26 protein-coding genes are annotated in these 25,391 nt (G+C 63.3%); 15 read left to right on the top strand and 11 right to left on the bottom strand.

Annotated elements, in window-relative coordinates:
* Window positions 1-50: 50 nt before the first annotated feature.
* On the top strand, window positions 51-494 hold the full coding sequence (locus V4T21_RS07975) for a hypothetical protein (RefSeq protein WP_332715235.1): 444 nt from the start codon (window positions 51-53) through the stop codon (window positions 492-494).
* A 3-nt stretch (window positions 495-497) separates the two neighbouring features.
* Window positions 498-716 carry a helix-turn-helix transcriptional regulator gene (locus V4T21_RS07970; RefSeq protein ID WP_440589639.1) on the top strand — a complete coding sequence of 73 codons (219 nt, stop codon included), beginning with the start codon at window positions 498-500 and terminating at the stop codon, window positions 714-716.
* A 3-nt stretch (window positions 717-719) separates the two neighbouring features.
* Here V4T21_RS07970 and V4T21_RS07965 read toward each other — a convergent pair whose 3' ends face one another.
* Complete coding sequence (locus V4T21_RS07965; protein WP_332715233.1) at window positions 720-1,592, bottom strand: transporter substrate-binding domain-containing protein; 873 nt, start codon at window positions 1,590-1,592, stop codon at window positions 720-722.
* A 111-nt stretch (window positions 1,593-1,703) separates the two neighbouring features.
* On the bottom strand, window positions 1,704-3,959 hold the full coding sequence (locus V4T21_RS07960) for an outer membrane protein assembly factor BamB family protein (protein WP_332715231.1): 2,256 nt from the start codon (window positions 3,957-3,959) through the stop codon (window positions 1,704-1,706).
* Window positions 3,960-4,276: 317 nt separating this feature from the next.
* Between V4T21_RS07960 and V4T21_RS07955 the strand changes: the two genes are divergently transcribed.
* The 3 genes from V4T21_RS07955 (at window position 4,277) to V4T21_RS07945 (ending at window position 8,310) form a co-directional block, all read left to right on the top strand.
* On the top strand, window positions 4,277-4,894 hold the full coding sequence (locus V4T21_RS07955) for a zinc metalloprotease (RefSeq protein ID WP_332715229.1): 618 nt from the start codon (window positions 4,277-4,279) through the stop codon (window positions 4,892-4,894).
* A gap of 232 nt (window positions 4,895-5,126) precedes the next feature.
* Window positions 5,127-7,283, top strand: coding sequence for a 4Fe-4S binding protein (locus V4T21_RS07950; protein ID WP_332715227.1), 2,157 nt, complete (start codon window positions 5,127-5,129; stop codon window positions 7,281-7,283).
* Between the two features lie 10 nt (window positions 7,284-7,293).
* On the top strand, window positions 7,294-8,310 hold the full coding sequence (locus V4T21_RS07945) for an FAD:protein FMN transferase (RefSeq protein WP_332715225.1): 1,017 nt from the start codon (window positions 7,294-7,296) through the stop codon (window positions 8,308-8,310).
* A 6-nt stretch (window positions 8,311-8,316) separates the two neighbouring features.
* On the opposite strand, the gene V4T21_RS07940 is transcribed toward V4T21_RS07945, so the two are convergent.
* Complete coding sequence (locus tag V4T21_RS07940) at window positions 8,317-9,282, bottom strand: GlxA family transcriptional regulator (protein ID WP_332715223.1); 966 nt, start codon at window positions 9,280-9,282, stop codon at window positions 8,317-8,319.
* Between the two features lie 88 nt (window positions 9,283-9,370).
* Between V4T21_RS07940 and V4T21_RS07935 the strand changes: the two genes are divergently transcribed.
* Window positions 9,371-10,501 (top strand): DJ-1/PfpI family protein, encoded by a 1,131-nt coding sequence (locus V4T21_RS07935; RefSeq protein ID WP_332715221.1) that lies wholly within the window; start codon window positions 9,371-9,373, stop codon window positions 10,499-10,501.
* A gap of 44 nt (window positions 10,502-10,545) precedes the next feature.
* Here V4T21_RS07935 and V4T21_RS07930 read toward each other — a convergent pair whose 3' ends face one another.
* Window positions 10,546-11,586 carry an alpha/beta fold hydrolase gene (locus V4T21_RS07930; RefSeq protein ID WP_332715219.1) on the bottom strand — a complete coding sequence of 347 codons (1,041 nt, stop codon included), beginning with the start codon at window positions 11,584-11,586 and terminating at the stop codon, window positions 10,546-10,548.
* 166 nt (window positions 11,587-11,752) lie between these two features.
* Here V4T21_RS07930 and V4T21_RS07925 point away from each other — a divergent pair, with 166 nt between their 5' ends.
* Window positions 11,753-12,088, top strand: coding sequence for an antibiotic biosynthesis monooxygenase family protein (locus V4T21_RS07925; RefSeq protein ID WP_332715217.1), 336 nt, complete (start codon window positions 11,753-11,755; stop codon window positions 12,086-12,088).
* Here the strand turns inward: V4T21_RS07925 and V4T21_RS07920 are convergent.
* Window positions 12,085-12,969, bottom strand: coding sequence for a helix-turn-helix domain-containing protein (locus tag V4T21_RS07920; protein WP_332715215.1), 885 nt, complete (start codon window positions 12,967-12,969; stop codon window positions 12,085-12,087). The two genes, V4T21_RS07925 and V4T21_RS07920, sit on opposite strands and share 4 nt — an antisense overlap.
* Window positions 12,970-13,048: 79 nt before the next feature.
* Complete coding sequence (locus tag V4T21_RS07915) at window positions 13,049-14,380, bottom strand: hypothetical protein (RefSeq protein WP_332715213.1); 1,332 nt, start codon at window positions 14,378-14,380, stop codon at window positions 13,049-13,051.
* A gap of 342 nt (window positions 14,381-14,722) precedes the next feature.
* Here V4T21_RS07915 and V4T21_RS07910 point away from each other — a divergent pair, with 342 nt between their 5' ends.
* A complete protein-coding gene (locus tag V4T21_RS07910) occupies window positions 14,723-15,016 on the top strand; it encodes a GIY-YIG nuclease family protein (RefSeq protein ID WP_332715211.1) in 294 nt (97 codons plus the stop codon).
* Window positions 15,017-15,204: 188 nt separating this feature from the next.
* On the opposite strand, the gene wrbA is transcribed toward V4T21_RS07910, so the two are convergent.
* Window positions 15,205-15,804 carry an NAD(P)H:quinone oxidoreductase gene (gene wrbA, locus V4T21_RS07905; protein WP_332715209.1) on the bottom strand — a complete coding sequence of 200 codons (600 nt, stop codon included), beginning with the start codon at window positions 15,802-15,804 and terminating at the stop codon, window positions 15,205-15,207.
* A gap of 235 nt (window positions 15,805-16,039) precedes the next feature.
* Complete coding sequence (locus tag V4T21_RS07900) at window positions 16,040-16,867, bottom strand: IclR family transcriptional regulator (RefSeq protein WP_332715207.1); 828 nt, start codon at window positions 16,865-16,867, stop codon at window positions 16,040-16,042.
* 99 nt (window positions 16,868-16,966) lie between these two features.
* Here V4T21_RS07900 and V4T21_RS07895 point away from each other — a divergent pair, with 99 nt between their 5' ends.
* From V4T21_RS07895 to V4T21_RS07865, 7 genes are all read left to right on the top strand, one after another.
* Window positions 16,967-17,641: an alpha/beta hydrolase gene (locus V4T21_RS07895; RefSeq protein WP_332715205.1), complete on the top strand. Its 675-nt coding sequence runs from the start codon at window positions 16,967-16,969 to the stop codon at window positions 17,639-17,641.
* A gap of 56 nt (window positions 17,642-17,697) precedes the next feature.
* Window positions 17,698-18,729 carry a VOC family protein gene (locus V4T21_RS07890; RefSeq protein ID WP_332715203.1) on the top strand — a complete coding sequence of 344 codons (1,032 nt, stop codon included), beginning with the start codon at window positions 17,698-17,700 and terminating at the stop codon, window positions 18,727-18,729.
* A 154-nt stretch (window positions 18,730-18,883) separates the two neighbouring features.
* Window positions 18,884-20,200 carry an ABC transporter substrate-binding protein gene (locus V4T21_RS07885; protein ID WP_332715201.1) on the top strand — a complete coding sequence of 439 codons (1,317 nt, stop codon included), beginning with the start codon at window positions 18,884-18,886 and terminating at the stop codon, window positions 20,198-20,200.
* A gap of 203 nt (window positions 20,201-20,403) precedes the next feature.
* Window positions 20,404-20,682, top strand: a complete 279-nt coding sequence (locus V4T21_RS07880; protein ID WP_332715199.1) for a hypothetical protein — start codon at window positions 20,404-20,406, stop codon at window positions 20,680-20,682.
* Window positions 20,683-20,808: 126 nt separating this feature from the next.
* Complete coding sequence (locus V4T21_RS07875; RefSeq protein ID WP_332715197.1) at window positions 20,809-21,615, top strand: citryl-CoA lyase; 807 nt, start codon at window positions 20,809-20,811, stop codon at window positions 21,613-21,615.
* Between the two features lie 5 nt (window positions 21,616-21,620).
* Entirely contained in the window at window positions 21,621-22,814 is a 1,194-nt protein-coding gene (locus V4T21_RS07870) for a CaiB/BaiF CoA transferase family protein (RefSeq protein WP_332715194.1), read from the top strand.
* A gap of 109 nt (window positions 22,815-22,923) precedes the next feature.
* Window positions 22,924-23,436, top strand: coding sequence for a DUF6152 family protein (locus tag V4T21_RS07865; protein ID WP_332715192.1), 513 nt, complete (start codon window positions 22,924-22,926; stop codon window positions 23,434-23,436).
* A gap of 221 nt (window positions 23,437-23,657) precedes the next feature.
* On the opposite strand, the gene V4T21_RS07860 is transcribed toward V4T21_RS07865, so the two are convergent.
* The 3 genes from V4T21_RS07860 to V4T21_RS07850 all read right to left on the bottom strand — a co-directional run bounded on the left by V4T21_RS07860 (window position 23,658) and on the right by V4T21_RS07850 (window position 25,373).
* On the bottom strand, window positions 23,658-24,110 hold the full coding sequence (locus tag V4T21_RS07860; RefSeq protein ID WP_332715190.1) for an Rrf2 family transcriptional regulator: 453 nt from the start codon (window positions 24,108-24,110) through the stop codon (window positions 23,658-23,660).
* A gap of 17 nt (window positions 24,111-24,127) precedes the next feature.
* Window positions 24,128-24,784 carry a HupE/UreJ family protein gene (locus V4T21_RS07855; protein ID WP_332715188.1) on the bottom strand — a complete coding sequence of 219 codons (657 nt, stop codon included), beginning with the start codon at window positions 24,782-24,784 and terminating at the stop codon, window positions 24,128-24,130.
* A 67-nt stretch (window positions 24,785-24,851) separates the two neighbouring features.
* Complete coding sequence (locus tag V4T21_RS07850) at window positions 24,852-25,373, bottom strand: hypothetical protein (RefSeq protein WP_332715186.1); 522 nt, start codon at window positions 25,371-25,373, stop codon at window positions 24,852-24,854.
* Window positions 25,374-25,391: the final 18 nt, after the last annotated feature.

Raw genomic sequence — 25,391 nt, 5'->3', positions numbered from 1 at the left:
AATAATCATACCCATGTGCTCGGATCAACGAAACGGTTCGAGCTTTCAAAATGTCTTACGAAGAACGGAATACGGTTGCGGCCATCGTCGTAAATCTTTGCGTCGTGGCGTTTTTTGCCTGGCTCATCATGTCGATGTATGGCGATGGGGCCTTTGCCGGCAATGAGGGGCTGGCGGTGTGGGCCCGGACGGTGTTGTGGGTCATCCCCGCGAGCGTCGTGGCATCGATCGTCGTGACGATCCTCTTCAACATCGTGTTTTCAATCGCGACGCAGGATGAAGACCCCGATACGACGGTGGACGAGCGGGACCGCTCGATCAGCATCAAGGGGATGCGGGTGACGATGATCGTCGCCTCGGCGGGGTTCATCGGGGCGCTGGCCTTGCTCGCGCTCGGCTGGTCGCCGCTCATCGGGCTCAACGTCATTCTCGCCGGCTTCGCGCTCGGCGATCTGGGCGGAAGCGTCACGCGCATGGCGCTGTATCGGAGCTAGCGCGTGAGCAAGATCAGGATCACCAACACCATCCGGCGTTTGCGGTTCGACGCCGACGAGATGACGCAAAAGGATTTGGCGGCGAAGGTCGGGGTGACCCGGCAGACGATCGTCGCCATCGAGAACGCCAAATATTCCCCGACGCTGGAGCTGGCTTATCTCATCGCCAGAACGTTCGGGAAGCAGATTGATGAAGTGTTCTTCTTTGCGGAAGAGGGCTAGCGGTTACTGATAACCGCCGGGCGCCGCCGCGAGCGTTTCATAGCCATGTTCGGCCAGCAACGCTTCGATTGTGCCATCTTCCGCCATGAAACCGATCGCCTCGTCGACGAGGGTGCGCAGGTAGGAATTGCGGGCAAGCATGATGCCGCCGATGTTCACATTGGCGGCGATCTGCGTTTCGAGAGGATGGACGAAAATCTCGCCTTCGATGGTGTTTTCGTTCAGGTATTCGACCAGGCTCGGGCCGTAAACCACCATGCCGGCTATGGTTTCGTCGAACAGGCGGGTCATCATGAGATCGGTATCGCCATAGGGGAGCGGCTGCCAGCGTTGGTTCTCGGGCAGGGTGGCCCGGTAGCGCATCACGGCGGAAAATCCGTAGGAGCCGACGAGCGCGCCGATGCGCCGGTCGCCGGGAATGTCGGTCAGGGCCTCGAATTCGGGGTCGGCGACGGCAAGGACGTAGGGCAGGCCGACATAGGCGCGCGTTGTCGTGAATTCGACGGGATAGAGGCCAGCCGCCAGACCCATGCCCAACATGATGTCGCAATCATTGGTGAGCGAGACGAACAGGTCCTCGATGGCGTATTCGCCGCCGATGCCATAGGCGTCGCCCAGGGGGGTGAATTCGGCGCTGACCAGAAGGCTGTCGGCGATGGCCTGGCCGACGGCCTGATCGAATTCGAAGGTGGGGGAGCTTTCGTACTGGCAGAAGCGAATGAGGTTGCCCGTGCTCAGGCGCCAGGATTCGAGCAAGGAGGAATCGACCCTGTCGGTGATCTGCGCGGACGCGCCCGAAGCCGAAAACGCGGCCAGGAGAACGACGGCGGCCGATTTCGCTGCGCGTGACAAGAAGGCGGCGTGGGGCAAGGGCATGGGACGAACTCACTCTTATTGGTGACTGGCCGATCGCCTTTGGCGAGCCGGCGGGGAAGAAAGAACGCCCCGGGAAGTTTCCCGGGGCGCCGTTGACTTGGGACCTGGAAATTATTCCTGGTCGGGCAGGCGATACACGTGGATCGAGTTGCCACCCATGCGCGGCGAAGCCAGGCCGGGGGTCAAGGTCGCGTGAGTCTGGTTGGACTGACCCGATGCAACGACCAGATACTGGACGCCGTCGACCTCATAGGTCACGGGCGAACCACCGATCGGTGCGGCCAGACGCTGCTGCCAGAGCACTTCACCGGTCTCGTCGTTCATCGCCTTGATGTAGCGATCGGCGTCGCCGGCGAAGATCAGGCCGCCACCGGTGGCCAGGATCGACGAGGTGAAGCGCGGACCCTGCTGCACTTCGAAGCCATCCGAGCCGTCGGCTGCGTGGAGAGCGTGGATCGCACCAACGCCTTCCGCACCCGGAGCAAGGCTTTCACCGAAGGACTGGAACAGACCCATCGAGGTGCCGGGGGCAGCCTCGGCGAACTGCTGCGCAGCGCTGGTCTGGCAGGTGTTGGCTGCCGGCAGGTAGAACAGGCCCGAATCGGGGCTGTATGCCGTAGCCTGCCACAGACGGCCGCCAGGGATGGCCGGGCAGAAGGTGAAGGGCTCACCGAACTCGGTCGGGATGGTTTCCTCGTTGAGGCTCACCACGCCGGTTTCGGGGTCGATGTCGGAAACCACGTTCTGGTAGATGGTTTCCTCGGCCCAGATGAATTCACCCGTTTCCGCGTCCAGGCCCCAGGTGATGCCGTTCTTGCCCGGTGTGCTGACGACCATCTTGCGGTTTTCGCCGCCGACTTCAGCTTCGATGATCATACGCTCGAACGGGGAGTCCAGATCCCAGTTGTCGCGCGGCAGGTGCTGGTAGTACCAGGCCAGCTCGCCGGTATCGGCATGGATGGCCAGCGTCGCGTTGGTGTAGAGCACGTCGCCGTCACCGGTGCCGCGAGTGATTTCCGCGTAGGGAAGCGGAATCGCGGTGCCGAAATAGGTCATGTCGAGTTCCGGATCGTACGAACCGGTGGCCCAGATGGAGCCGCCCCAGCGGTTTTCGGGCGGGACGCCGTTCCAGCTGGCGTCGACGTCCGGATTGTTGGGATCGGCCAGGATGTTGAAGCGCCACAGTTCTTCACCGTTGGTCGCATCATGCGCGGTGATGTAGCAAGCGCCTGCCGTGCCCACGATGGAGCAGCCCGAGGTGCCGGTGAAGATCTTGCCATCGGCGATCAGCGGGCCGGCGGTGAAGCTGTAACCCTTTTCCCAATCGTTGACCTGAACTTCCCAGTCGACCTGGCCGGTGAGGGCGTCGAGCGCGACGAGCTTGGCGTCCACGGTGGTCAGAATGACGTTGTCGCCGTAGAGGGCGACCGAGTTCTTCTGACGCATGGCCTGGTTGTTGTGATAACCGCCGGTGAATTCGGGGCGGCTGTGGGTGTAGGACCAGATGAGGTCGCCGGTCACCGCGTCGAGAGCTTCGACGTAGTTGTTGTTGGTGGCGACGAACATGATGCCGTCATGGATGATCGGCACGACTTCCTGCTGGCCGGCTTCACCGAGCGACCAGCTCCAGACCGGCTGCAGATCGGCGACGGTGTCGCGGTTGATCTGGTCGAGCGTGCTGTGACCCCAGTTGTTGACCGTGCGGCGCCACTGCAGCCAATCGGCCGGGTTGGGATCGAGAAGCATCTCGTCGGTGACGGTCGAATACTCGCCTTCCCACTCGGAAACCTGGCTTACGATGGAGGGTGGTACGGACTGTGCGGCGGGAGCGGCCGGTGCGGCAGCTTCCTCGGCAGGGGCTTCTTCAGCGGCTGCGTCGTCTGCAGGTGCTTCTTCGGCAGCGGCGTCGTCAGCCGGCTCTTCTTCGGCAGCGGCATCATCGCCAGCCGGAGCGGCTTCGATGTTGCGCGGATCGATCTGCGCGAGGATTTCCGGATCGGCCGGAAGTTCTTCGGTGCCGATGGGGAAGCCGTTCTCGTTGAGGAGATAGGCTACGATATCGGCATATTGCTGCGCCGGCAGGCTGCCGGGAGCGTTGGCCGGCATGGCGGACGAGACGAAGCTGTAGAACAGCGAAGCGTCCGGATAGCCGGCGATCGAGCTGACGATATCCTGGCCGTGACAGGTCGAGCACTGCTGGGCGTAGGCCGTCGCGCCGCGTGCGACCTGTTCCTCGGTGGTGTATTCCTGAGCCAGGGCCGCACTACCGATAAAGGACGCGAGCGTTAGGGCTGTACCGGATAGAAGCAGGCGCGTGCGGCCAGACATCCCTCCCCGGTTTTTATAGGCGTTGAGTTCGCCAGTCACTTTTCTTTCTCCTTCGTAAAAAGGTTATGTCTCCCAAGCAAATGCCATCCAGATTGGGGGTGATGGCATTTGTGCAGCGATCACTTTGTTCCACCGTGCCGCGCGCGAGGCCGAAGGCCGACATGCAATAGCGGAGGCTCCCTGGGTAAGCCTCCTGGAACACGCTAACATGACAGCGCGAGTTTGGCACCGCTTGCCCGCGTTTTCCATAGCCGGAAACAAAAATATGAACGGCAACATCGGTCCGGAAAGGGTTTCCCTCAACGGTTTTTGGCGCTAACCGGAGGTGGTGGCCAAAGCCGGCACCGGAGGCAGCGATGAACCCTTTTGTCGATTTCTCGTTCCAGCGCCTGTTGTACCAGGCTTGCGCCGCCGTGGTGATCATCGCCACTCACGGGCTGTTTCTCGCGCTCGCGGCCCGGTTGCTGGGCGATCGCGGGCCCGAATATGACGGGCGGCTGACCCTCAATCCCTTCAGACATCTCGAACCGATCGGTGCCTTTGCGCTTTTCTTCACGCAGTTCGGCTGGGTGAAACCCGTCACGATCGAGCGCGAGGCGTTGGCGGGACGGATGGCCGGGCCGCTGCTGGTGGCGGTTTTCGCGCTTGCGGCGTCGCTCGCGCTCGGCTGGGCGCTGTGGCAATTGCGGCCGCTGGCGTTCACCGTTTTAACCGGGGGAACGTTCGGCGTGACCGTGGTCGGCCTGCTGGAGACGACGGCAAGATCGTCGCTCGCTTTCGTCCTCGTCAACCTCATCCCGATTCTGCCGCTGACGGCAGGGCACCTTCTGATCGGTATCGCGCCGCGCCTGGCCGAACTGCTGAACCGCTTCCGGTTGATCATCGGGGCGGTGATGGCGGGGCTGATCTTATGGGGTCTGAGCCGCGGACTGGGCGCGACCGTGTTGACTCTCGCGCGCTCTTTTTACGGCTAGGTAGCTCGTACCACCCGATAAGCGTCCACTTGCTGGCGCAGGCTACACCATGCTAGCCATGTGTTCATGACACCCGAACGGACCAAAGAGGAGGCGGTCGGGTGGGAGTAGGACATATGGAATTGTATACGGCGGGAATGGCGCTTCCGGCCGACAACCGCTTCGGAATCATCGGGGCGATTCGTTCGGATACCGACTTGCAGGTTCGGCGTTTGGCCTTACGAGGGCGAACATGACCGGACGAAGCGATTTTCTTTTTTCACGCGTCTTGAAGATGTTCGCGGTGGCGCTGGTTTTCGCGTTGGCGGCCAATGCTGCCTGGGCGCAGGCCACGCGACCCCTCGAAGCGCGCGCCACGTCGCAAATTCGCGAGGCGCTGTTTCCGGACGCAGACCGGTTCGAGCTGTCGGACGGCGCGCCGCCCTATCTGCGCGTCTATGTGGGGGACGAGCAGGTCGGCTACATCTTTTCCACCCTCGATATCGTCCGGGCGCGAAGCTATTCGCCGATACCGTTCGACGCCATTGCGGGCATGGACCTTGCCGGCAATCTGACCGGCGCCAAGGTTATCAGGCAGCACGATCCGTATCTTACCGGATTTCCCCAGCGCGTCGCGCGGCTGGGGGAATTCCTCGATGCCCATGTGGGCTATCCCGTCGATGGAACCGCGACGGCGCCGCTGACACCCGATTTCGTGCAGGGAACCACCGTTTCGGCGCGGAACATGCGGGCGGGCATCATGGATGCGGGCCGCATCATCTTGCGGGCCAACGATCCTCGCCCGCCGATCACCGAACCGACGCTCGACCGGATCACATTCAGCTTTTTCGATTGGGATCAATTGCTGGAAATGGGGGCGGTCTCCAATCGCCTTATATCGTTCGGGGACGTGAGCGCCGCCTTTGCCGAACAGGGTGTCACCCCCGTCGAAATGGACGTGCCTCTCGACAGGGGAAGCGGGGAGGACCGCTACACCGAGCTGGTGGTCGCGCTGGCGACGCCGCCCGTTATCGGGCGCAACGTCATCGTGGCCAGCGCCTATTCGGATGTGGTCGAATCCGCACCCGACGATGTGGTGATGCTCGCCGTCATGTCGGGCGGCTATTACGACTTCCGGGGCAGCGAGTATGAGTCGGCTGAATTCGAAAACAGGTTCGACCGGGTCCGGCTGGAGCAGGGCGATCTGGAACTCGAATTCTTCGCTGACGATTTCCAGCGGGTTGGCCCGACCGTCCAACGTTCGGGCGGCCCCATCGTCCGCCATTCGGGGCTTTTTACAATTCCGCTGAGCTCGGGGTTCGATCCTTTCGCGCCCTTCGACGTGATTCTGATGGTGCACGCGACCGATGCGGCGGGCGTCGAGCATACGGTAGAATTTCCGGTGACCTATCAGGTGCCGGAAGAAGCCGTGCTGATGCCCTATGTCGAGCCGTTGCCGCCCTGGGCAGAGGCATGGCTCGATTCGGGGCTCGAACTGGGTATTCTGGCCGCTGCGCTGATCGTTCTCACGCTGATCTTCGTTTTCCAGCACCAGCTTTCGCGCAACCGCAAGCTGCATCTCTGGGTTCGCACCGGGTTCCTCGTCTTTACGCTGGTGTGGCTGGGCTGGATCGCCGGCGGGCAGCTTTCGATCGTCCATATCGTCAACTATATAAGGGCTCCTTTCGAGGGGGCCGATCTCGGCTTCTATCTGGCCGAACCGTTGATCGTGGTGATTTCGATCTATGTGCTGCTTTCACTGTTCTTGATCGGGCGCGGCGTGTTTTGCGGATGGCTTTGTCCGTTCGGGGCCTTGCAGGAGCTGACATCGAGGATCGCGCGGCTGCTGCGGTTGCCGGTGTGGAATCCCTCGCAAAACATGCAGCGCTGGATGTGGTTGCCCAAATACGGGCTGGCCGCGCTGATCGTGGGCACGGCCTTCGCGGTGCCCGAGGCGCTGGCCAGCGTCGAGGAAGTCGAGCCGTTCAAGACGGCGATCACCTCGGCCTTCACCCGCCCCTGGCCCTATGTGACCTATGCGCTGGTGCTGCTGGTCATGGGGTTGTTCACCGAGCGCTTCTTCTGCCGTTTCCTGTGCCCGCTGGGCGGCGTTCTGGCGCTGGGCGACCGGCTGCATCTGTTCACCTTCCTCAAGCGCCGGCCCGAGTGTGGCGTCGGGGGTTGCCATCTGTGTGAGCGCTCATGCCCGGTCAAGGCAATCGAGCGGAGCGGCAAGATCGTCATGGCCGAGTGCTTCCAGTGCCTCGATTGCCAGGTCGAATATTACGACGACCATCGCTGCCCGCCGCTGGCGCAAGACAGGAAGCGGCGCGAACGGGCCGCCAATCCCGGCCTGCGTCGGCCTCTGGTGATGACGCTCAACGGCAAAGTGCCGCCGGCAACCGTGTAGAGGAGCAGTTATGACGACGCTCGATCCTTCGGTTTCCGGCCGGCGCGGCCCTTCGAGGCGGCAGGTGCTCAAGATTCTTGCGGCATCGGCCGCGCTGCCTGTGGGGGTCGTCGGCTTTCGGCTGTTCGGGCCACAGCCAACGTTCCACGAATGGCATGGCGAAGCGCTGGGGGCGGAGGCGTCGATGCGCCTTTGGCACGCCAATGCCGGGCACGCGCAGCGCACGCTGGCGCGCATGGCCTCCGAGGTGAGCCGGCTCGAAAATGTATTCAGCCTTTATCGGCCAGGCAGCGAGATTTCGCGCCTCAATCGCGATGGCGCTCTGGCCGGCGCTTCGCGTGACATGCTGTCGGTGCTGGAAAGGGCGCGCGCCATTGCGGATGCGAGCGGGGGTGCGTTCGATCCCACGGTGCAGCCGTTCTGGACGCTTTACGAGGATCACTTTGGAAGTCCCGTGGCCGATCCGGCCGGGCCGCCGCCGAGAGTGGTCGACGCGGCGCGGGAGCTTGTGGACTATCGCCGCATCGATCTGACCGGGAATGGCGTGCGGTTTGCCTCGCCCGGCATGGCGGTGACGCTCAACGGGATCGCGCAGGGCTATATCACCGATGTGGTTGCCGACCTGCTGCGCAATGAGGGCTTCGACCATGTGGTTGTCGAACTGGGGGAAACCCGCGTGCTCGGCACCCATCCCGACGGCCGGCCCTGGCGGGTGGGGCTAAGGGATTCCGACGGGGAGACGGGGCGGACCATCGAACTCGTCGATGAATCTTCGGCGACTTCGGGCGGCTATGGCACTGTGTTCGACCCGACGGGGAAGCATCACCATATCTTCGATCCCGGCACCGGGCTGAGCGCCAACCGGCTGGCGGAGGCCTTGGTGACTGCGCCGCGCGCCATGGACGCCGATGCGCTGGCGACGGCATTGTTCGTGGCCGGCGAGGATCGCGCGGCGGCTATCCTCGCGACGACGCCGGGCGCGAGGGCCATGTTGACCCGGACGGATGGCGGAGTGGTGAGGGTCTAGTTTTCGCTAGAGGCCCGCATGCATGTCGCGGAACAGGCGTGGGGTTACGCCGAACCGCCGCTCGAAGATTTCCGAAAGTCGCGCGGTGGGGAACAGGCCGACCCGCGCGGCGACCGATTTGAGCGACAGCCCGCGCGATAGCAGCATGCGCGCGGCGTCGAGGCGGGCGGTTTCGACGAAACGGGCCGGCGTCATGCCCGTTTCCGCCACGAATTTGCGATGGAACGTGCGTTCGCTGAGACCGGCGCGTTCGGCGAGCGAAGGGACGTCCAGGGGCGTGTCGAGATTGGCCTGTATCCAACCCACGAGATCGGCGAAAAGGCCGGCGCCTTTGACCTGCGCCTGCAGGACCGGGCTGAACTGGGACTGGTAGCCCGGGCGTCGGGCATAAAGAACCAGCCGTTTGGCGACTTCTCCCGCGATTCCCGCATCGAGGTCTTCGGCGACCATGGCCAGCGCCATATCGATGCCCGTGGTGACGCCGGCGGAAGTCCACAGCCGGCCATCGGTCACGTAGAGCGCATCGGGATCGACCGAGATCGCCGGGAAGGCGTCGGCGAGCGGTTGGCAGGAATCCCAATGGGTCGCGACGCGGTGCCCTTCGAGCAGCCCCAGCGCGGCGAGGAGAAAACCGCCGCTGCAGACCGAACCGAAGCGGTCGGCCGTTGCGGTGAGATGGGGCAGGGCGGCGCGAAGGGCGGGATCGGCCAGGGCGTCGAGAAGCGGGTCCTGTTCCGCTCCGGCGACCAGCACGGTCTGGGCATCGCCAGCCTCGGCAATCGGCCTGGTTTCGACGGCGACGCCGCTGCTGCTTTCGACCGAACCGCCTTGAGCCGAGGCGAGCGCAATTGAATAGAAGGCATTGCGTTCCTGCCGATCCAGTGCGCGGTTGGCGCCGTTGAACACGGAGCCGGGGCCGGCGGTGTCGAGCAGTTCGAAGCCCGGATAGACGATGAAAACGATGTGATGCATTGGCAGGAAATACCATAATTTTGTCATTTCTGCCATAGGGCGCTGGGGCTAAGGTGTGGATGACCTTCCAGCCGCTGGAGAAACGCTCATGTCGAGATCGGTCTTTATCTGGAGCGGTGTAACGCTCTTCGTTCTGTGCCTGGTGGGGTTTGCCGGATGGGTCTTCAGCCTGCCTGCCGCAACGGCCTCGGCTGAGGTTCCGATGGTGCCGCGGGAGGAAACCGACGCCATGCTTGATATGCTCAGCCCTGGAACGGGCGAGCGGCCGCTGGTTGCGGTGATCGGGCTCAACGACGCCACGGAAACCACCGACTATCTGATGCCCACCGGCATCCTGCGGCGCGCCGATGTGGCGGACGTCGTGATGCTGGCGACGGAGCCGGGGGCGGTGCAGCTTTATCCGGCGCTCAGGGTGGAGCCCGATGCGACGATAGCCGAGTTCGATGCCCGGCATCCCGGCGGTGCGGATTACGTCATCGTGCCGGCGATGAGCCGTGATGACGATCCGGTGGTGCTCGCGTGGTTGATGAGCCAATCGGAAAAGGGTGCGGTGATCCTTGGCATATGCGCGGGTGCGAAGGTGGTTGCTGCAGCGGGGTTGCTCGATGGCAAGCGGGCGACAACGCATTGGTACTACCTCAATGAAATGCTCGAGCGCAGCCCGGCTATCGACTATGTCGCCGATCGCCGGATGGTTGCGGACGGCGATGTGGTCACCACGACCGGGATTTCGGCGTCCATGCCGATGATGCTGACGCTGATCGAGGCGATTGCCGGGCGCGCGAAGGCCGAGGAGGTCGCGCGGGATTTGGGGATCGAGGCCTGGGATGGGCGGCATGACAGCGCTGCGTTCAGGTTTACGCGCCCGTTCGCGACGGAAATCCTGGCCAATACGCTTGCGTTCTGGAACCGCGACCGGTGGGGCATCGCGTTGACGAGGGGAATCGACGAGGTGTCGCTCGCGCTTGTCGCCGATGCGTGGTCGCGGACCTATCGGTCGAGCGCGGTCACATTCGCTGCGTCATCCGATGCGGTGGTGACGGCCAATGGCGTTCGGATCGTGCCCGATTCGACGGTCCGGCCGAGCGAGATACTGAGTTTTCCCGAGCAGTCGCCGGCAGATGTGCTCGATTTTACGCTGGGTGAGATTGGAGAACGGTATGGGGCGCGGACGGCGGATGTGGTTGCCATGCAACTGGAATATCCGCGCGGGCCTTGATGGATAAATGCGCCGGACACGAGGTCCGGCGCACTGACTTGGGATCAGTTGGCGAACTGGGCTGCGAGGTCGATCATGACCTGGGCCGAGTCGGCGTTGTTGGTTTCGGCCATCGCGAAGTGGCCGGTGCCCGGGGCGCCGAGTTCGCCGAAATCGACGAGCGTGGCATCGATGCCGGCCTGCTGCATGGCGACCAGGCGGCAGGGCAGGGGTTCGGCGAGGAAGCTGTCCGGAGCGCCGATCAGGACCACGGGGATGTCAGCGAAATTGGGAAGGGTGCTGACGGCATCGTCGGCCTGCACGTCGCAGCCATCGCCATTCTGGACGGGTTCGAAACCTTCGGCCAGGGCGGGTTCGAAGGTCAGGCCCTCGGCAATGGAGAGCATATCCGAGCCGCTGGCTTCGAACGCGATGATGCCGGCGACGTTTTCCGGCTGCATGTCGGCGGCCCAAAAGCCGCTGACGCCACCAGCCGAGTGGAGCAGCAGGACGGACGGGCCGACCTGTTCGAGCAGCTCGGCGATGTTCTGGGCCGCCACTTCATTGCCGGCATAGGGGGTGGTGGAGGAAGCGACTACCCAGTTGAGAATGCTCTCACTTTCCGGACCAACCTCGCCTTCCGGCCAGTTGCTGGCGGCGGCGAGACGGGCGATCAGAGCGCTCGGGACGGCGGTCAATTCGCCCTCGCCATATTCCGGAGAGGCCGGGGAGCGGCCGTAGCCGGGGCGGTCGACGATGTAGAGGTCGAAGCCGGCGTTGAGGAAATAATCGCGCCAGCCGTCGCGGCCATCGGGGGTGAAGTACCAGTCGGACGCCTGGCCGCCGCCGCCGTGGACGAGGATGAGCGGCAGCTCGTGCTGGCGTTCCTCGGGCAGGTAGAATTCGACGTGCATCTGGTTCTTGACGAACACATTGCCTTCGGCATCAGGCTCGGAATATTCCGCGCCGACATAGAAATTTCCCATGTCGCGCAAATGGATAGGTCCGGCTTCGCCACCGGTCGAGGCAGTGTCCTGAGCGAAAGCGCCAGCGGCGGTCGTCGCCATCAGGGCGCCGGCCAGGACGGCCGTGAATTTGCGGTTCATATGATTCTCCTCCATGGATGGGCGCTCTAGGTCGCCGGGGCAAATCCAATCGCAGCGGCGGATTTATTGCCTGCACGATCCGCCCATCCTCCTGCACAATGCCGCTCGCATATTGTGCATCGAACGAAATCGCGGCGGGGGCGTTCACGGAGAGGCAGGGAGACGCATGGCAGAAACGTTCATCAACACCGAGCAATCGCTATTGACCGTCATCGTGGTCGTGATGGTCGATCCCGCGCGGCAGGATGCTTTTCTCGAACGGCTCGAGATGATGATCGGGACGTTCACGCGTCATCAGCCGGGGTTTGTCTCCAGCGCCGTTCATGCGTCCGAGGATGGGGGGATGGTGATCAACTATTCCCAATGGCGCGACCGGGACAGCTTTTGCGCATTCCGCGACCACCCCGAGGGCGAGCGGCATATCGCCGAGCTTCAGGACATATGCGAGAGCATGGATGCGCGGATCACGCCGCCGCGTTTCATCTATGCGTCGGGGGACTAAGCCTCGCCCTGCGCGCGCCGGTAAACGGCGGGCGTGGTGCCGCTGAGGCGGCGGAAGTGGCGGGTGAGGTGTTCCTGGCTGGCAAAGCCGCATTCGAGCGCGATATGGGCGATGGGCAGGCTGGTCGCCGCGAGCAGAAGCTGCGCGCGCTCGACGCGCAGGCCAAGGAGATAGCGGTGGGGCGAAGCCCGAAGATGGGTCTTGAACAGGCGGCCCAGATGAGAGGCGCTGCACCGCACATGGCCGCCGACGTCGCGCAGGGTGATCGAGCGATCCAGATTGCCGATCATGTATTCGACAGCGCGGGTGACCATGGTGCTCGATGTCTGGTCGGGATTGGCGGGCGGGAGCTGCCGATCGTCGGGGCGTTCGGCGTGAACGCTGGAGAGATGGGACAGGATGGTGCCGGCGAGACTGTCCAAGAGGCCCGAGGTGGCGCCCATGGGCAGGTCGAGAACGTCATGGGCCATGTCGAGCAGTCCAGACAAAACCGCGTCTGACGCGAGCATCATGGGGCGGCTCAAATCTGGCCGGCGATCTCGCGAATGGGCCACGGCGGTGCCCTGGGGCAGAGCGAGCGCGGCGTAGAGATTGGTGCCGCGCTGGGTGCAGCGCAACCTGAAGGCCGAATTGGGCGGAACGATCAACACGCCGCCCTCGGGCAACGAGCTTGTATAGACCCGGTTCGAATAATAGACGTCGGCGGCCATTTCGCCATCGCTGTGGCGGATGATGAGAAGGTCGGGCACCGCGCCGAACGAGGCCGAGAACGGGCCTTCGCGGCGCATCTCCACGGCCATGCCGCGACGACCGCTCGTGATGGGCTGAAAACCTGTAACCGATGTGCGGGACTGGTCTGCCCGCGCCATATGCATCTGCATCAATCGTCTCCGTTGCGTCCGGAACGCCCCCGGCTTGCGGACGGGCCCGGAGTTCATCCGGGCCTGCCATTTCGAAGGATTAAAAGCCGAACAGGGCTTCGGCTTCAGGCCGTTCCATGCCCTCTTCATGGAAGCGTTCCCACATCTGCGCCCACGGGCGGCCGAACCAGTCGGGGACGACATAATCGATGACCTGACCCGGAGAGACGGGCTGGCCGCGACCCTCGACCGGATAGATGGTCGGGTTGCATTCAACGAAGATGTAGGGATCGCGGTCCTGATATTCGCCGAGGCGTTCAAGGACGCGCACCATGCGGATCGGTTCGACCAGCGCTTCGGGATCGTAAAGGATCGCTTCGTGGCGCAGGCCGATCATGTTGCCGGCGTCGTCGGTTTCGGGCGAATAGATTTCGATCGACTGCATCTGGTTGGAGTGTTCGAACCCGCCATGGGTCATCCAGCCCTGGATGTTGGAGGTCCAGGTGATCAGGTGATCGCCATTCCAGAAACCGATGGTTTCCCCGTACCAGCGCGGGACGGCTTCGCCCAGACGCGGCACGCTGCCGTCTTCGATGGTGAACTCGTCGCCGATGCGGATCTGGGTGAGGAAATTGTCGGCTACGCCGGTGAGAATCTGGACGATATCCTCGTTCATGATCACCTGATGGTCGCGTACCGAATGCTCGTGCCAGCGGCGCAGGAAGCCTTCGGGCCAGCAATACTGGCTGGGCCACATGGCGGCGTTGGTGTTGGCGTGGTGATAGGCTTCCTGAACGAAGCGCTGCTGATATTCGGGCGTGAGAAGTGAAATGATCGTATCGGCCTGGACGATGCGGCCCCAGAACCAGTTTTCGCTCGAATCGTCATAGACCCCGTTCCAGGCGGGAAGATCGTCCATGGGGCGCTTGAGCGTGGCGCCAGCCTCTTCGGCTTCGGCCAGAAGCGCTTCGTAATGCTCCTGAGCAGTTGGGAATGGGTAAGGGCTGACGATCTCCTCGCGCGGATAGTCCGCATCGCAAAAGCCCCAGGCGCCGGAACCGGGCGGGTTGTCGCCGATGATGGCGTTGCCATAGGCGCCCCATTGGCTTTCGAGCCCCATGGGGCTGTTGCAGCGGAAATAGCGCTGGTCGGACCACAGATCGGCGTCCTGATAGAAATCGTCGGATGTGAAGATGTCGCGTTCGAGCGGTTCGATCCCTTCGGGAACCTCTCCATTTCGGGCGGCGATGGCTTCCCCTCCGAAAGCACCGCCACTTCCCGCGCCGACGGCCTGATGGCCCTCCTGGTCGGCCATCGGCCACCCGAAGCCGACGCTCTCCTGCTCGTCCTGTGCAAAGGCCGGCTGAACCAGCGCAAGGCTGATGACGGCCAAGGACGTGAAAGCCAGGTGTCCTGGCAATCTCAAAGTCATATTCGTCTCCTCCCAGAGCAAAATATTCGCTGTACGAAAAAATATCCGTACAGCGAATATTGTTGAGGGAGAGGTGGGGCGTTGTCAAGGTGGGAGGGGTGTGGGGAACAGGTGGGCTGTTGGATGGGCGGGGCTGCGTGGACCCTCGGGTCGAGCCCGAGGGTGACGAGGGGGGTGGGGAAGGGTTGGGGGTGATGAAAAGTGACGAAAGGGGAGGAAGGGACAAGGGTGGGACGGGTGGGGCGAGTGAAGGTGGGGCTGAGGGAATATCTCTTTAGCTGAAACTTTCCCCTCGTCACCCTCGGGCTTGACCCGAGGGTCCATTGAACCTCTCATCCGCACATGGCTGGGGGTTATGTGTATATTTTGGCGAGCAAACCGCGCGGGACGCTCTACGTAGGCGTAACGAACGATCTCGTGCGCCGGGTTTGGCAGCATCGCGAGGAGATCACCGGAGGATTCACCACGCAATACAAGGTGAAGCGGCTGGTGTTTTACGAAGTGCACGCGACGATGCCGCTGGCCATCCAGCGAGAGAAGAATTTGAAGCACTGGGTGCGGGCGTGGAAGATCGCGCTGATCGAGGAGATGAACCCGGAATGGGATGATCTTTGGGAGATCGTGGCACAAGGGTGATGGAAGCCGAACTAGCTGTGGTGGATGGTCTGGGAAATGGACCCTCGGGTCAAGCCCGAGGGTGACGAGGGGGTGGGGCACGAGGAGGAATTGAGGGTGACGCAGGGGAGTTGGAGTGGCGAAGGCGCGAGGGTGACGAAGGGGCGAAGGGGCGAGGATGAGTCGGAGGTCTGGCCTGGTGTCGATCGCTAGCCGTGGAGGCGTTTGGCGATGTCGGCGAGGTGGCGGCCTTGCCAGGTGGCGCCGTCGAGTTCCTGGGCGCTGGGCAAGCGCGAGCCATCCGAGAGGGTGGTGGTGGTCATGCCGTAGGGCGAGCCGCCGCGGACCACGTCGACGCCCATCTGATCCTGATAGGCGTATCCGAGCGGGACGATGATGATGCCGTGATGCTGCAAGGCGGCTTGGGTGCTCAGGATCGCCTGTTCCTGTCCGCCATGTTGCGCGGCGGTGGAGGACATGACCGTGGCGACCTTGTTGACGAGCGCGCCCTGGGCCCAGAGCGGGCCGGTCTGGTCGAGGAAATTCTTCATCTGGGACGCCATCATGCCGAAGCGGGTCGAGATGCCGAAGATGAAGCCGTCGTAATCGGCCAGCTCGGCGGGGGTGGCGAAGGGGGCGTCCTGTTCGAGCTTGTAATAGGCCTTGCGGGCTACTTCTTCGGGCACCAGTTCAGGGACGCGCTTGATGGTGATTTCGGCGCCGGTTTCGCGGGCTCCATTGGCCGCGGCCTGAGCCATCGCTTCCATGTGGCCGAAGCTGGAATAGTACAATACCAGGATTTTTGTCATGCAATTTCTCCGCTAGGCGAAAAATAATTCGTTATGCGAAGATTTGATGAGTGGGGGTGGGATGTCAAGTGTCTCTTGGGGAGGCAGGGTCTGAGAGGAGGATGGTGATGGGGCGGGCGTTTGGGGAAGGGCGAGGAGGGTGAGCATACCTTGCCCCGGGACGAGCCCGGGGTGACAGGTGGGGATGGGGTGGCGCTGGGGGTTGGTCCCGTTTTTCCGGGGCGGATGATCTTGCCTAGCGGCCCGCCGGGGTAAGGGCGGTTTTGACGAGGACGGGGTATTGGGAGAGCTTGGCGGTGATGTTGCGGGAGGCTTGCAGGAGGAGGCTCAGGCGTTCCTCGATCAGGGCTTCGGCCGAGAGGCGGCCGCTGTAGCCGGAGGTGTTGATGGCGGCAACGGCGCGGCCTTCGCCGTCGAATACCGGGACGGCGAGGGAGGCGATGCCGTAATCGAGCTCGTCGATGCCCACGGCATAGCCCAGGCGCTTGGCTTCCTTGAGGACCTGGAGCATTTCGGTCTGGTCGGTGACCGTGCGGTCGGTCATCGGTTTGAAGGGGGCGGTGGCGAGGAAGCGGTTCTGGGTGGTCGAATCGGCATAGGCCAGAAGCACCTTGCCCAGCGATGTGGCGTGAGCGGGATAGCGCGCGCCGATCGCCGCGATGGGGCGGACGGCGCTTTGGCGCGAGGTGTGGGCGAGATAGAGCACCATGTTTTCATCGAGAATCGCCACCGAGGACGCGTCGCCGAACATTTCGACGAGCTGACGCAGTTCGGGGAGCAGGAATTCGTCGATCTGGCTGGAGCGCATGTAGGACGAGCTCAGAGTCAGAACACGCGCGCCGAGGGTGAATTTGCGGCCGTGCTGGCGCACATAGCCCAGGATGGAGAGGGTGTAGAGGCAGCGGCGGGCGGTGGCCGGAGAGAGGCCGGTGCGGGCGGCGACCTGCGATAGCGTCATCTCGACATTTTCGCTGTCGAACGACTCCAGAACGGCAAAGCCACGGGCGATGGCCGAGTTGAATTCCTTCTCGTCGATGACTTTGCCATCCAGAACGCTTGACATGGTGCTCCCTTTCCCTAAAATATTCGCTGTACGGATATAGCTTCGCTAAGCGAAAAAATCAATAGCCAAAGCGAAGCGGTACCGGGAGGGATTCTATCGATGGACAGGCCGAACTCCGCAAGGGGGGATGTTCCGGCGCGGGAGAGCGCGATTTCAGCCTATGGGTTGGCCGAGTACGGCGCGGCGTGGGCGGCGAGCGACCGGGTGCTGATCGTCGTGCATGGGCGGGACCGGGAGAGCGACGAGCTGGCAATTGGGTTTCTGCCGCAGCCGATCTCGCGGGTAACGCGGATCGTGGCGCCGTATGCGTCGGACAGGAGCTGGTATGGCGGGCGATACGATGCGCCGTATGCGGAGAACGCTGGGGCCGTGGAGGCGGGGCTGGAGCTGATCGATGCGGCTTTTGCGCGGGCGGCGGAGAATGGGATTTCGAACGTCGTTCTCGCCGGGTTTTCGCAGGGCGGATGCATGGTGGCGGAATATCTGCTGGGCGGAAGGCGGCGGCCGGAAGCGGTGGCGATTTTTACCGGCAGCGCGCTGGATGTCGCGCGCCGGGGGACGGGTGTCGATCTGAGGGGGCTGCCGGTCGTGCTTTCGGGCGGCGAGGGCGATCCGTGGCTGCCGGTGGGCGATCTGAGAGCCACCGGGGCGCTGCTTGAGGCGGCGGGGGCCGATGTTCGACTGCACATATTTTCCGATGGGGACCATGTGGTCCGGGATCGGGAGATGGAGCTTCTGGGCCAACTCGTGGAAGGGGTTGCCGCCCGGGGATAAATCCTGCGCGGGCCGCTGGCCGGCGCAGCATCAAGGACAAGAGAAGGAGGATTAAAGTGTCTCAGCGTCCCAATACCAACAAGCCGGCCAAGGGTCTGGACGGCAATCACCACATCACTGGCATTACCGCCGATGTGCAGGCCAATGTGGACTTCTGGTGCCGCATCATGGGGCTGCGCTTCATCAAGAAGACCCTCAATTTCGAGACGACGTTCCGCTATCACACCTATTACGCGGATTCGGACGGCACGCGGGGGAGCGTGGTCACCTTCCTCGAATTCAACGACGCGCCCAAGGCGACGCCGGGTAAGGGCAATCACGCCGCCGCCATCCTGCGCGTGCGCAGCCATGAGGCGCTGGACTATTGGATGGACCGGCTGACCAACGAGCAAATCTATTCCGAACTGATCCGTCTCGACCCGACGCAGCCGCGCCGGCTGGTGTTCGAGGATTTCGAGGGGCATACGGTCGAGTTGATGGCGACCGATGCCAAGGACAAGCCGCTGGCGTTTCCGGCCCAGGACATTCCCGAGGCGTATCGGGTTACTGGGATCGAGGGCATTCGCTCCTATGCCAGCCTCGACGAGTTACAGCCTTATGCCGAGCATATGGGGTTTGTGCGCAACGACGCGATGCAGCGCTTTGAGCTGCAGGGGGATACCAAGAGCGCGCGCTGGTACACGGCGCCCGCACCGCAGGGGCCGTTCCAGGAAATCGGCGTGGGGTTGTGGCACCATCTGGCGCTCGATGCCGACGAGGATTTGAGCGGCTGGCGCGACTATGCGCATTCCGGGCCTGTCCCGACGACGCCGGTCTATGACCACCACGTGTTCGATAGCTGCTACACCCAGACGCCGGGCGGGATTATCGAATTGTGCAGCGCGGGTCCGGGTTTCCTGGTGGATCAGGATGCCAGTCAATTGGGCGAGCGTCTGGCGCTTTCCAAGCGCGTCGAACCCCTGCGGGCGCGCCTGGAGCGGGAGCTCACCCCGATCACCAATCCGCGCCGCCCCGACGGCACGCTCAAGACCGAGCCGGCTGCCGCCGGTGAGAAGGCCAAGGGCGGCAAGGAAAAAATCGCCGGATAAGCACGACGCCCCGCCGCATGCGTGGCGGGGCTTTCTTTATGAGCGGAGGACACATTCCGGCGCGGGTCCGCTTGGATTGTGCAGGAACGCGACGGTTTAATGCAGGTATGAAAAGGGAGGGCTCGCCTGGGGGGCGAGTGAAAGGGAGACAATCATGACCAAGCTCATTTTGCCGCGCGGCATCAATCGCCGCCGGTTTCTCAAAGGCGCGGCGGGGGTCGGCACCGCGATTGCCGCGACCAGTCTTTTTGCGCCCGCCATCCGCGCCCAGGCGCCCACCATCCGCATCGGTTATGTGACGCCGCAATCGGGCGGGCTGGCCGGCTTTGCCGAAGCCGACCAGATGATGATCGCGATGTTCCAGGAAGCGGTGGCCGGCGGGCTCACCATCGGGGGCACGACATATAATGTGGAAGTGGTTGTCCGCGACAGCCAGTCCAACCCCAACCGCGCCGGCGAAGTCGCCCAGGAGCTGATCGTCTCCGAAGGGGTAGATCTGATGCTCACCGCCTCGACGCCCGATACGACCAATCCGGTTTCCACGGTCTGCGAACTCGAACAGATGCCGTGCATTTCGACCATGGCGCCATGGGATGCGTGGTTCATGGGCCGGCAGGCCAACCCCGCAAGCCCAGAAGGGTTCTTTTATACCTTCCATTTCTTCCCCGGCTCGCAGGACTGGTTCACGACCTACACCAATATGTGGGCGCAGCTCGATGGGCTGAACCAGAATGTGGGCGGGCTGTGGCCGAACGATCCGGATGGCAACGCCTTCTCCGATCCCAATACGGGCTTCCCGCCATTCCTTGCCAATCTGGGCTACAACGTTACCGATCCGGGCCGTTACGCCAACCTTTCGGACGATTTCTCGGCGCAGATCTCGCTGTTCCAGCAGAATGACAGCGATATCGTCACCGGCCTGATGATCCCGCCCGATTTCACCACCTACTGGACCCAGTCTTTGCAGCAGGGCTATCGCCCGCCGGTCTGCACCATGGGCCGCTGCATCCTGTTCCCGTCCGCAGTCGAGACGCTGGGCGAGCAGGGGCATAACCTCTCGACCGAAGTGTGGTGGTCGCCGAGCCATCCCTATTCCTCGTCGATGAACGGGATGAGCGCGGCGGAACTGGCCCAGGCCTTTACCGAGCAGACGGGCCGGCAATGGACCCAGCCGATCGGGTTCACCCATGCCCTGTTCGAGGTGGCTCTGGACGTTCTCAATCGCAGCGCCGATCCCAAGGACCTCGACGCCAATACCGACGCGATCGCCGCGACCAACCTCGAAACCATCGTGGGGCAGGTGGCGTTCGGCCGCGAGGACGTGCCGGGCTTTGCAACCGCCAACGTTTCCACCACCAAGCTGGTGGGTGGGCAATGGCGTTTGGTCGACGATGGCTATGATCTGGTGATCGTCGACAACCAGACAGCGCCGGAAATCGCCGTCGCTGGGGAGATGGAAGCCATCGCCTGATATGTGAATGCCCGATCCCCCTCGGGCATTCTCGTTCGCCGTCTCATACATTCCCGTGCCGGGGGGTGTGTGGGGCGGCGGTTTTGTTTTTGGGGGTGTTTTCGGCGGGCTCGGAGTTTGGGGCGTGGATCCTCGGGTCAAGCCCGAGGATGACGAAGGGTGGGAGGGGATGAGGGGGTGGAATGATTGGGGGAGCGTTGAGGATGATATTGGCGCTGCCGGTTACTGGATCCCGGATCAAGTCCGGGATGACGGTGGTTGTGGAAGGCTTGGGTGGGCCGGTTTCTCTCCTCGTCATCCTCGGGCTCGACCCGAGGATCCAGCAGCGGGGGAAGCCGCGAGGGGCTGAAAAAGTCAACTTCGCACGCCTTGACATCGTGGGGCGGACTCAACAAAATGCGTTATGCGAAAAAAACTTCGCTAAACGAAAAAATGGAGGATGGAGGCAAATTGCTGTGATAGCGGAGCGTTTCGTTATTTAGGCATTCGGCGTGTGGGCGAGGGCGCAGCGGGGGCGGAACGGAAGGGCTTTGTCTTTCCGGGGTTCGGCGCGCTGATCTCGATGCCCGCTCCATTTTTCCCAGACCCCAGAAGGCAATAGGTCCAGTATGAAGATCGGCCCAAACTCGACACGACAAACCAGCATTTCGACCGCGACGCCGGATCAGATCGTCATTCGCGGCAGGGATTTGTGCTTCGATTTGATCGGCAAGATCTCGTTTACCCAGCACACCTGGCTTCTGGTGGCTGGCGAAATGCCCACCGAGACGCAGACGCGGGCGCTCGATGCCGCGCTGGTGGCGATTGCCGAACATGGGCTGGTGCCTTCGGTGCAGGCGGCGCGCGTGACCTATGCGGCGGCGCCCGAAGCGGTGCAAGGGGCCGTGGCGGCGGGGCTTCTGGGCTGCGGCTCGGTGATTTTGGGGGCGGCCGAAGCGGCGGGGGCGTTCTTGCAACAATGCATAGATGCGGGCGGGGACCGGCGCGCCGCGATCCACAAGGTGGTTTCCGATTTGCGCAGCGAGAAGAAGGCCATTCCCGGCTATGGCCATCCCTACCACAAGGCGCATGACCCAAGGACCGGGCGGCTGATCGAGGTGGCGCGGGAATTGGGGGTTTTCGGGAAGCATTTCGAAACGGCGCTGTTGGCCGAGGAGGTGATCCCCGAGATCACCGGCCGCAATCTGGTGCTCAACGTTTCGGGGGCCATTCCCTCGCTGTTGCTCGATGCAGGCTATCCGCTCTTGGGCATGAAGGGCGTGCCGATCCTGGCGCGGACGGCGAGCCTGATCGCCCATATTCTCGAAGAGCGCGAAAATCCCATCGGGTTTGCGCTGACGGAGGCGGGGTCGGAGGTCATTTCCTATTCCGGCGAGGTGCCCGAGGGCTTCGTGTCGCAAACGAGCGGGGAGTAGGGACCATGAACCTGCCGCTCAAGAACATCAAGGTCCTCGAACAGGGCACGTTCATTACAGGCCCGTGCGCGGGCATGATGCTCGCCGATCTTGGGGCCGACGTCATCAAGGTGGAATCGCCGGGGGATGGCGACCCGTATCGCACCTATCAGGAAGGGCATTATTCGCCGCACTTCCAGGCCTATAACCGCAACAAGCGGTCTGTGGCGCTGAACCTCAAATCGGACGACGACAAGAAAATTTTCGACGGGTTGGTGGCCGAGGCGGATGTCTTTATCCAGAACTTCCGCCCCGGCGCGGCCGAGCGGATGGGGGCGGGGTATGAGCGGCTGTCGAAGATCAATCCCCGGCTGGTCTATTGCTCGATTTCGGGATTTGGCAAGGACGGGCCTTATCGCGATCGGCCCAGCTATGATTCCGTGGCGCAGGCGCTGAGCGGGTTCCTGGGCATCGTGACCGACCGCGAGCATCCGCGGTTTCTGGGGCCGGCGCTGGCGGATTCCATCACCGGCATTTATGCCGCTTATGGCGCGCTGGGCGCGCTGGTGAGCCGGGGGAGCGACGGCAAGGGGCGGCTGGTGGAGGTTTCGATGCTTGAGGCGATGACCCATTTCGCCATCGAGCCGTTTACGGCGCTGTTCGCGCTGGGTCAGGCGCCGGTGGGTATGGATCGTCCAAGACTGGCGCAGGCCCATATTCTCAAGACGCGCGACGACAAGCTGGTGGCGATCCATCTGTCGAGCCCGGAGAAATTCTGGGACGAGCTGACCGAAGCTTTCGACGCGGCTCATCTGCGCGAGGACCCGCGCTTTGCCACGCGTTTGGCGCGCATCGACAATTACGAGGCGCTGGGGGAGGAGCTCAATGCCATCACCGCGCGGCGGGACCGGGCCGAATGGGCCATGATCATGGAAAAATTCGACGTGCCGTTTGCGGCGGTGAATGAGGTGGCGGAGGTGGTGGAAGACCCGCAGGTCGATCACCTCAACCTCATCGTGCCTATGGAAAAGACCGGTGAGGACGCTGCCGACCGGGCGGTGCGGCCTGCGGTGACCGTGGACGGCAAGCCGTTCCTCAACGTGCGCCCCGCGCCGCGGCTGGATGCCGACGGCGAGGCGATCCGCAAGAGCGTGGCCGAGGGCAAGGGTTGGCCCGGCCTTGCGGCGAACGTTCGGCGGACGACCGAGGCGGCGCAGTGAAAGTCAGGACTCCGGCTTTGCCGGCATCGAATGGTTCCGTTCCGGCTTTCGGAGCGGCCGTGTCGCCCGTTCCTTTGGGAGAGGGAATGGGTTCAAAGGAGAGAGGGAAATGAGAAACACGAAAAAGGCCCTGATTGGCGGGGCCGTGGCGGTTGGCATTCTGGCGGGCGGTGTCGTGCCGGGCCTTGCGCACCACTCGTTCGCGATGTTCGACGGCAGCCAGGTGCAGGTGTTCACGGGGGTCGTGACGCGGATCAACCCCGACGCCAACCATTTGCAGATTTTCTTCGCGCCGCTCGATGACGCGCGGCAGGCGGTGGTGCGCAACGACAATGGCGAGCCCCAGATCTGGGCCGTCGAGATGAGCGGGGCGGCGCAGGCGGCCCAGGACGGCATTTCGGTCAACGGCTTTGCGCCCGGCACGATCTTTTCGGTGGGACTGCATCCGCTGCGCAATGGGCAGCCGGGCGGGGACCGTGGGGAATCGGCGCTTTACAAATGTCCTGCGAACACGCCTCCGGCGGCGGGCGGGCATTGCTGGGATATCTCCGAGGCCACTGCGCATGGCGATGGGGAAATTCCCGTGGCCGGGGAACTGGACGAGGAATACGTTCCGGAGTGATGGGTAGGCCCGCCGCCGCCGGGTTGTGGCGGCGGCGGGCTGATCTGTGCTCGGGGTCCTGGGTTGATGCTGCTGCTGGATTCCGGGAGGCCCTTCGAGCTTAGCTCTCAGGGCGTTCGTGCGCTGTCAAAGCTCCACCGGAGCTTCGACTTCGGCTCCGCCGAACCGCTTCTCACTCCCGGAATGACAATGTGAGTGGGGCAAGGTAGTGCGCTGAAACGCTAAGCTTTGCGCACCCCCTGTTTCCCCCGATGCAGGGGGATGATGTTGAGCGTGGCCTCGAGGTCGGGGTTGGCGGCGAGGTCGGCGATGGTATATTCGGCGAGCACGGCCTGGAATGCCTGCAAGGCGCGATCCAGAGCGCTGGTGTAGGCGCTGCGGTCCTCGCGGTTGCCAGTGAAACTGTCCGAGAGCGTAAAATTGTCCTCGGTCAACGTGATGACGTCGAGCAGGTTGATCGTGCTTGCGGGGCGGGCGAGCCGCACGCCGCCACGGCGTCCGCGCACGGTTTCGAGCAACTGGTTGCGGGTGAGCGGCACGATGATCTTGAACAGGAACATATCCGAAATGCCGAACGCCTTGGCGATGTCGCCGACCCTGTGGAGTTCGCTATCGCTGGCCGCGCAATAGACGAGGGTGCGGACCGCGAAATTTGTTTGTGTCGATAGTCGCAAGACTTTTTCCTCCGGCTCTAGACCAGGGAGGGGAAGAGGGCCGAGACGCCGGTCTGGACCAGTACGGTGAGCCCCACACCCGCGACAACGCCGCCGATGACGCGGGCGTTGGCATAGAGCCTGTCGCCGCACCAGAGCGCATAGGCGGCAAACATCGCGCCGCTGGCAACCAGTGTCTGGATGATGGCAAAGCCCAGAAGATAACCGCCGAGCGAGGACGAAACGGTGCCGATGATCGCTTCGGCATAGACGCTGCCGTGCAGCACCCCGGCGATGGAAAAGGCGGCGGTATCGAGGACGGGCATGCGCTGTTTGCCCAAGGCCAGAGCCAGGCCCAGCGCAACCAGCGCGGCGTGCACCAGCCAGACATTGAGCGGAATGGTGAAGCCGCCGACCGCCAGAAGGCACCCGGCAACGGTGCCGAGCACGAACCACAATGGCAGGAGTTTTGAAGCCTGCGTTACGGCGGCAAAAACGCCGACCGCCGCGATGAAGGCGAAATGGTCGAAATTGATGATCGGGTGGGCGAGGCCGGAGAGCAATCCGGTTTCGAAGGTGATCGGCAGGTTGCCGCCTAAAGCGTGATGGGCTTGGGCAGGCGTTGCCGGCGCGAGAGCGCAAAGGCTGGCAAGGAGTGCCGCGCAGAGCTTTGATTTTGAGTGCGGTCTGGTCATTGTCGCTTCCGATCCGGAGCGAAAGCGTCGGAGCGGGAGGCTCCGGCGCTTTCCAAGGCAAATAAACTTAGTAGGTGCCGAGCGTGATTTCGCCGGTGGCCATCACGGTGCCCTGGTCGTCGAGGGCGGTGATATCGGCGGAATAGGTGTTGCCGTTGCCGCCCGAGCAGGGGGGCATGTAGCCTTCGGCGAGGAAATCGCCCTCGGTGGCGTTGGGGGCGGCGACGAAGGCGGGTTCGGGCAATTCGTCGGTTTCACCCGGAACGCTTGGGAGCGAAACGGTGCCGTCGGTGGGGGTGACGGTGAACCCGACGGTGCCATGGCCGCCATCGTTCATGGGCTGATAGGTTTCATCCGAATAGGCGACGTGGATTTCGGTCGTGCCTTCGGGCACGCCCGAGATGGTGAGCGCGGGGGTGGCGCCCGAGCCGCCCTGCAGGCTGCAATGCTGGCCCTCGGGGACGGTATCGCCGGTCCACTCGGCGTCGGTGAAGGAAACCTCGAGCGCTTCCTGTGCGAAGGCGGGGGCGGTGGCAAGGGCGAAGGCGGCGGCCAGGGCGGCGCCGAAGAGCTTGGATGTCGTCGTCATTTCCTGGGGTCTCCCGGA

Source organism: Pelagibacterium mangrovi (assembly GCF_036662815.1).
GTDB classification, from domain to species: Bacteria; Pseudomonadota; Alphaproteobacteria; order Rhizobiales; family Devosiaceae; genus Pelagibacterium; species Pelagibacterium mangrovi.
Note: the sequence above shows the minus strand (reverse complement) of the source record. Positions and strands in the feature narration are given on the sequence as shown.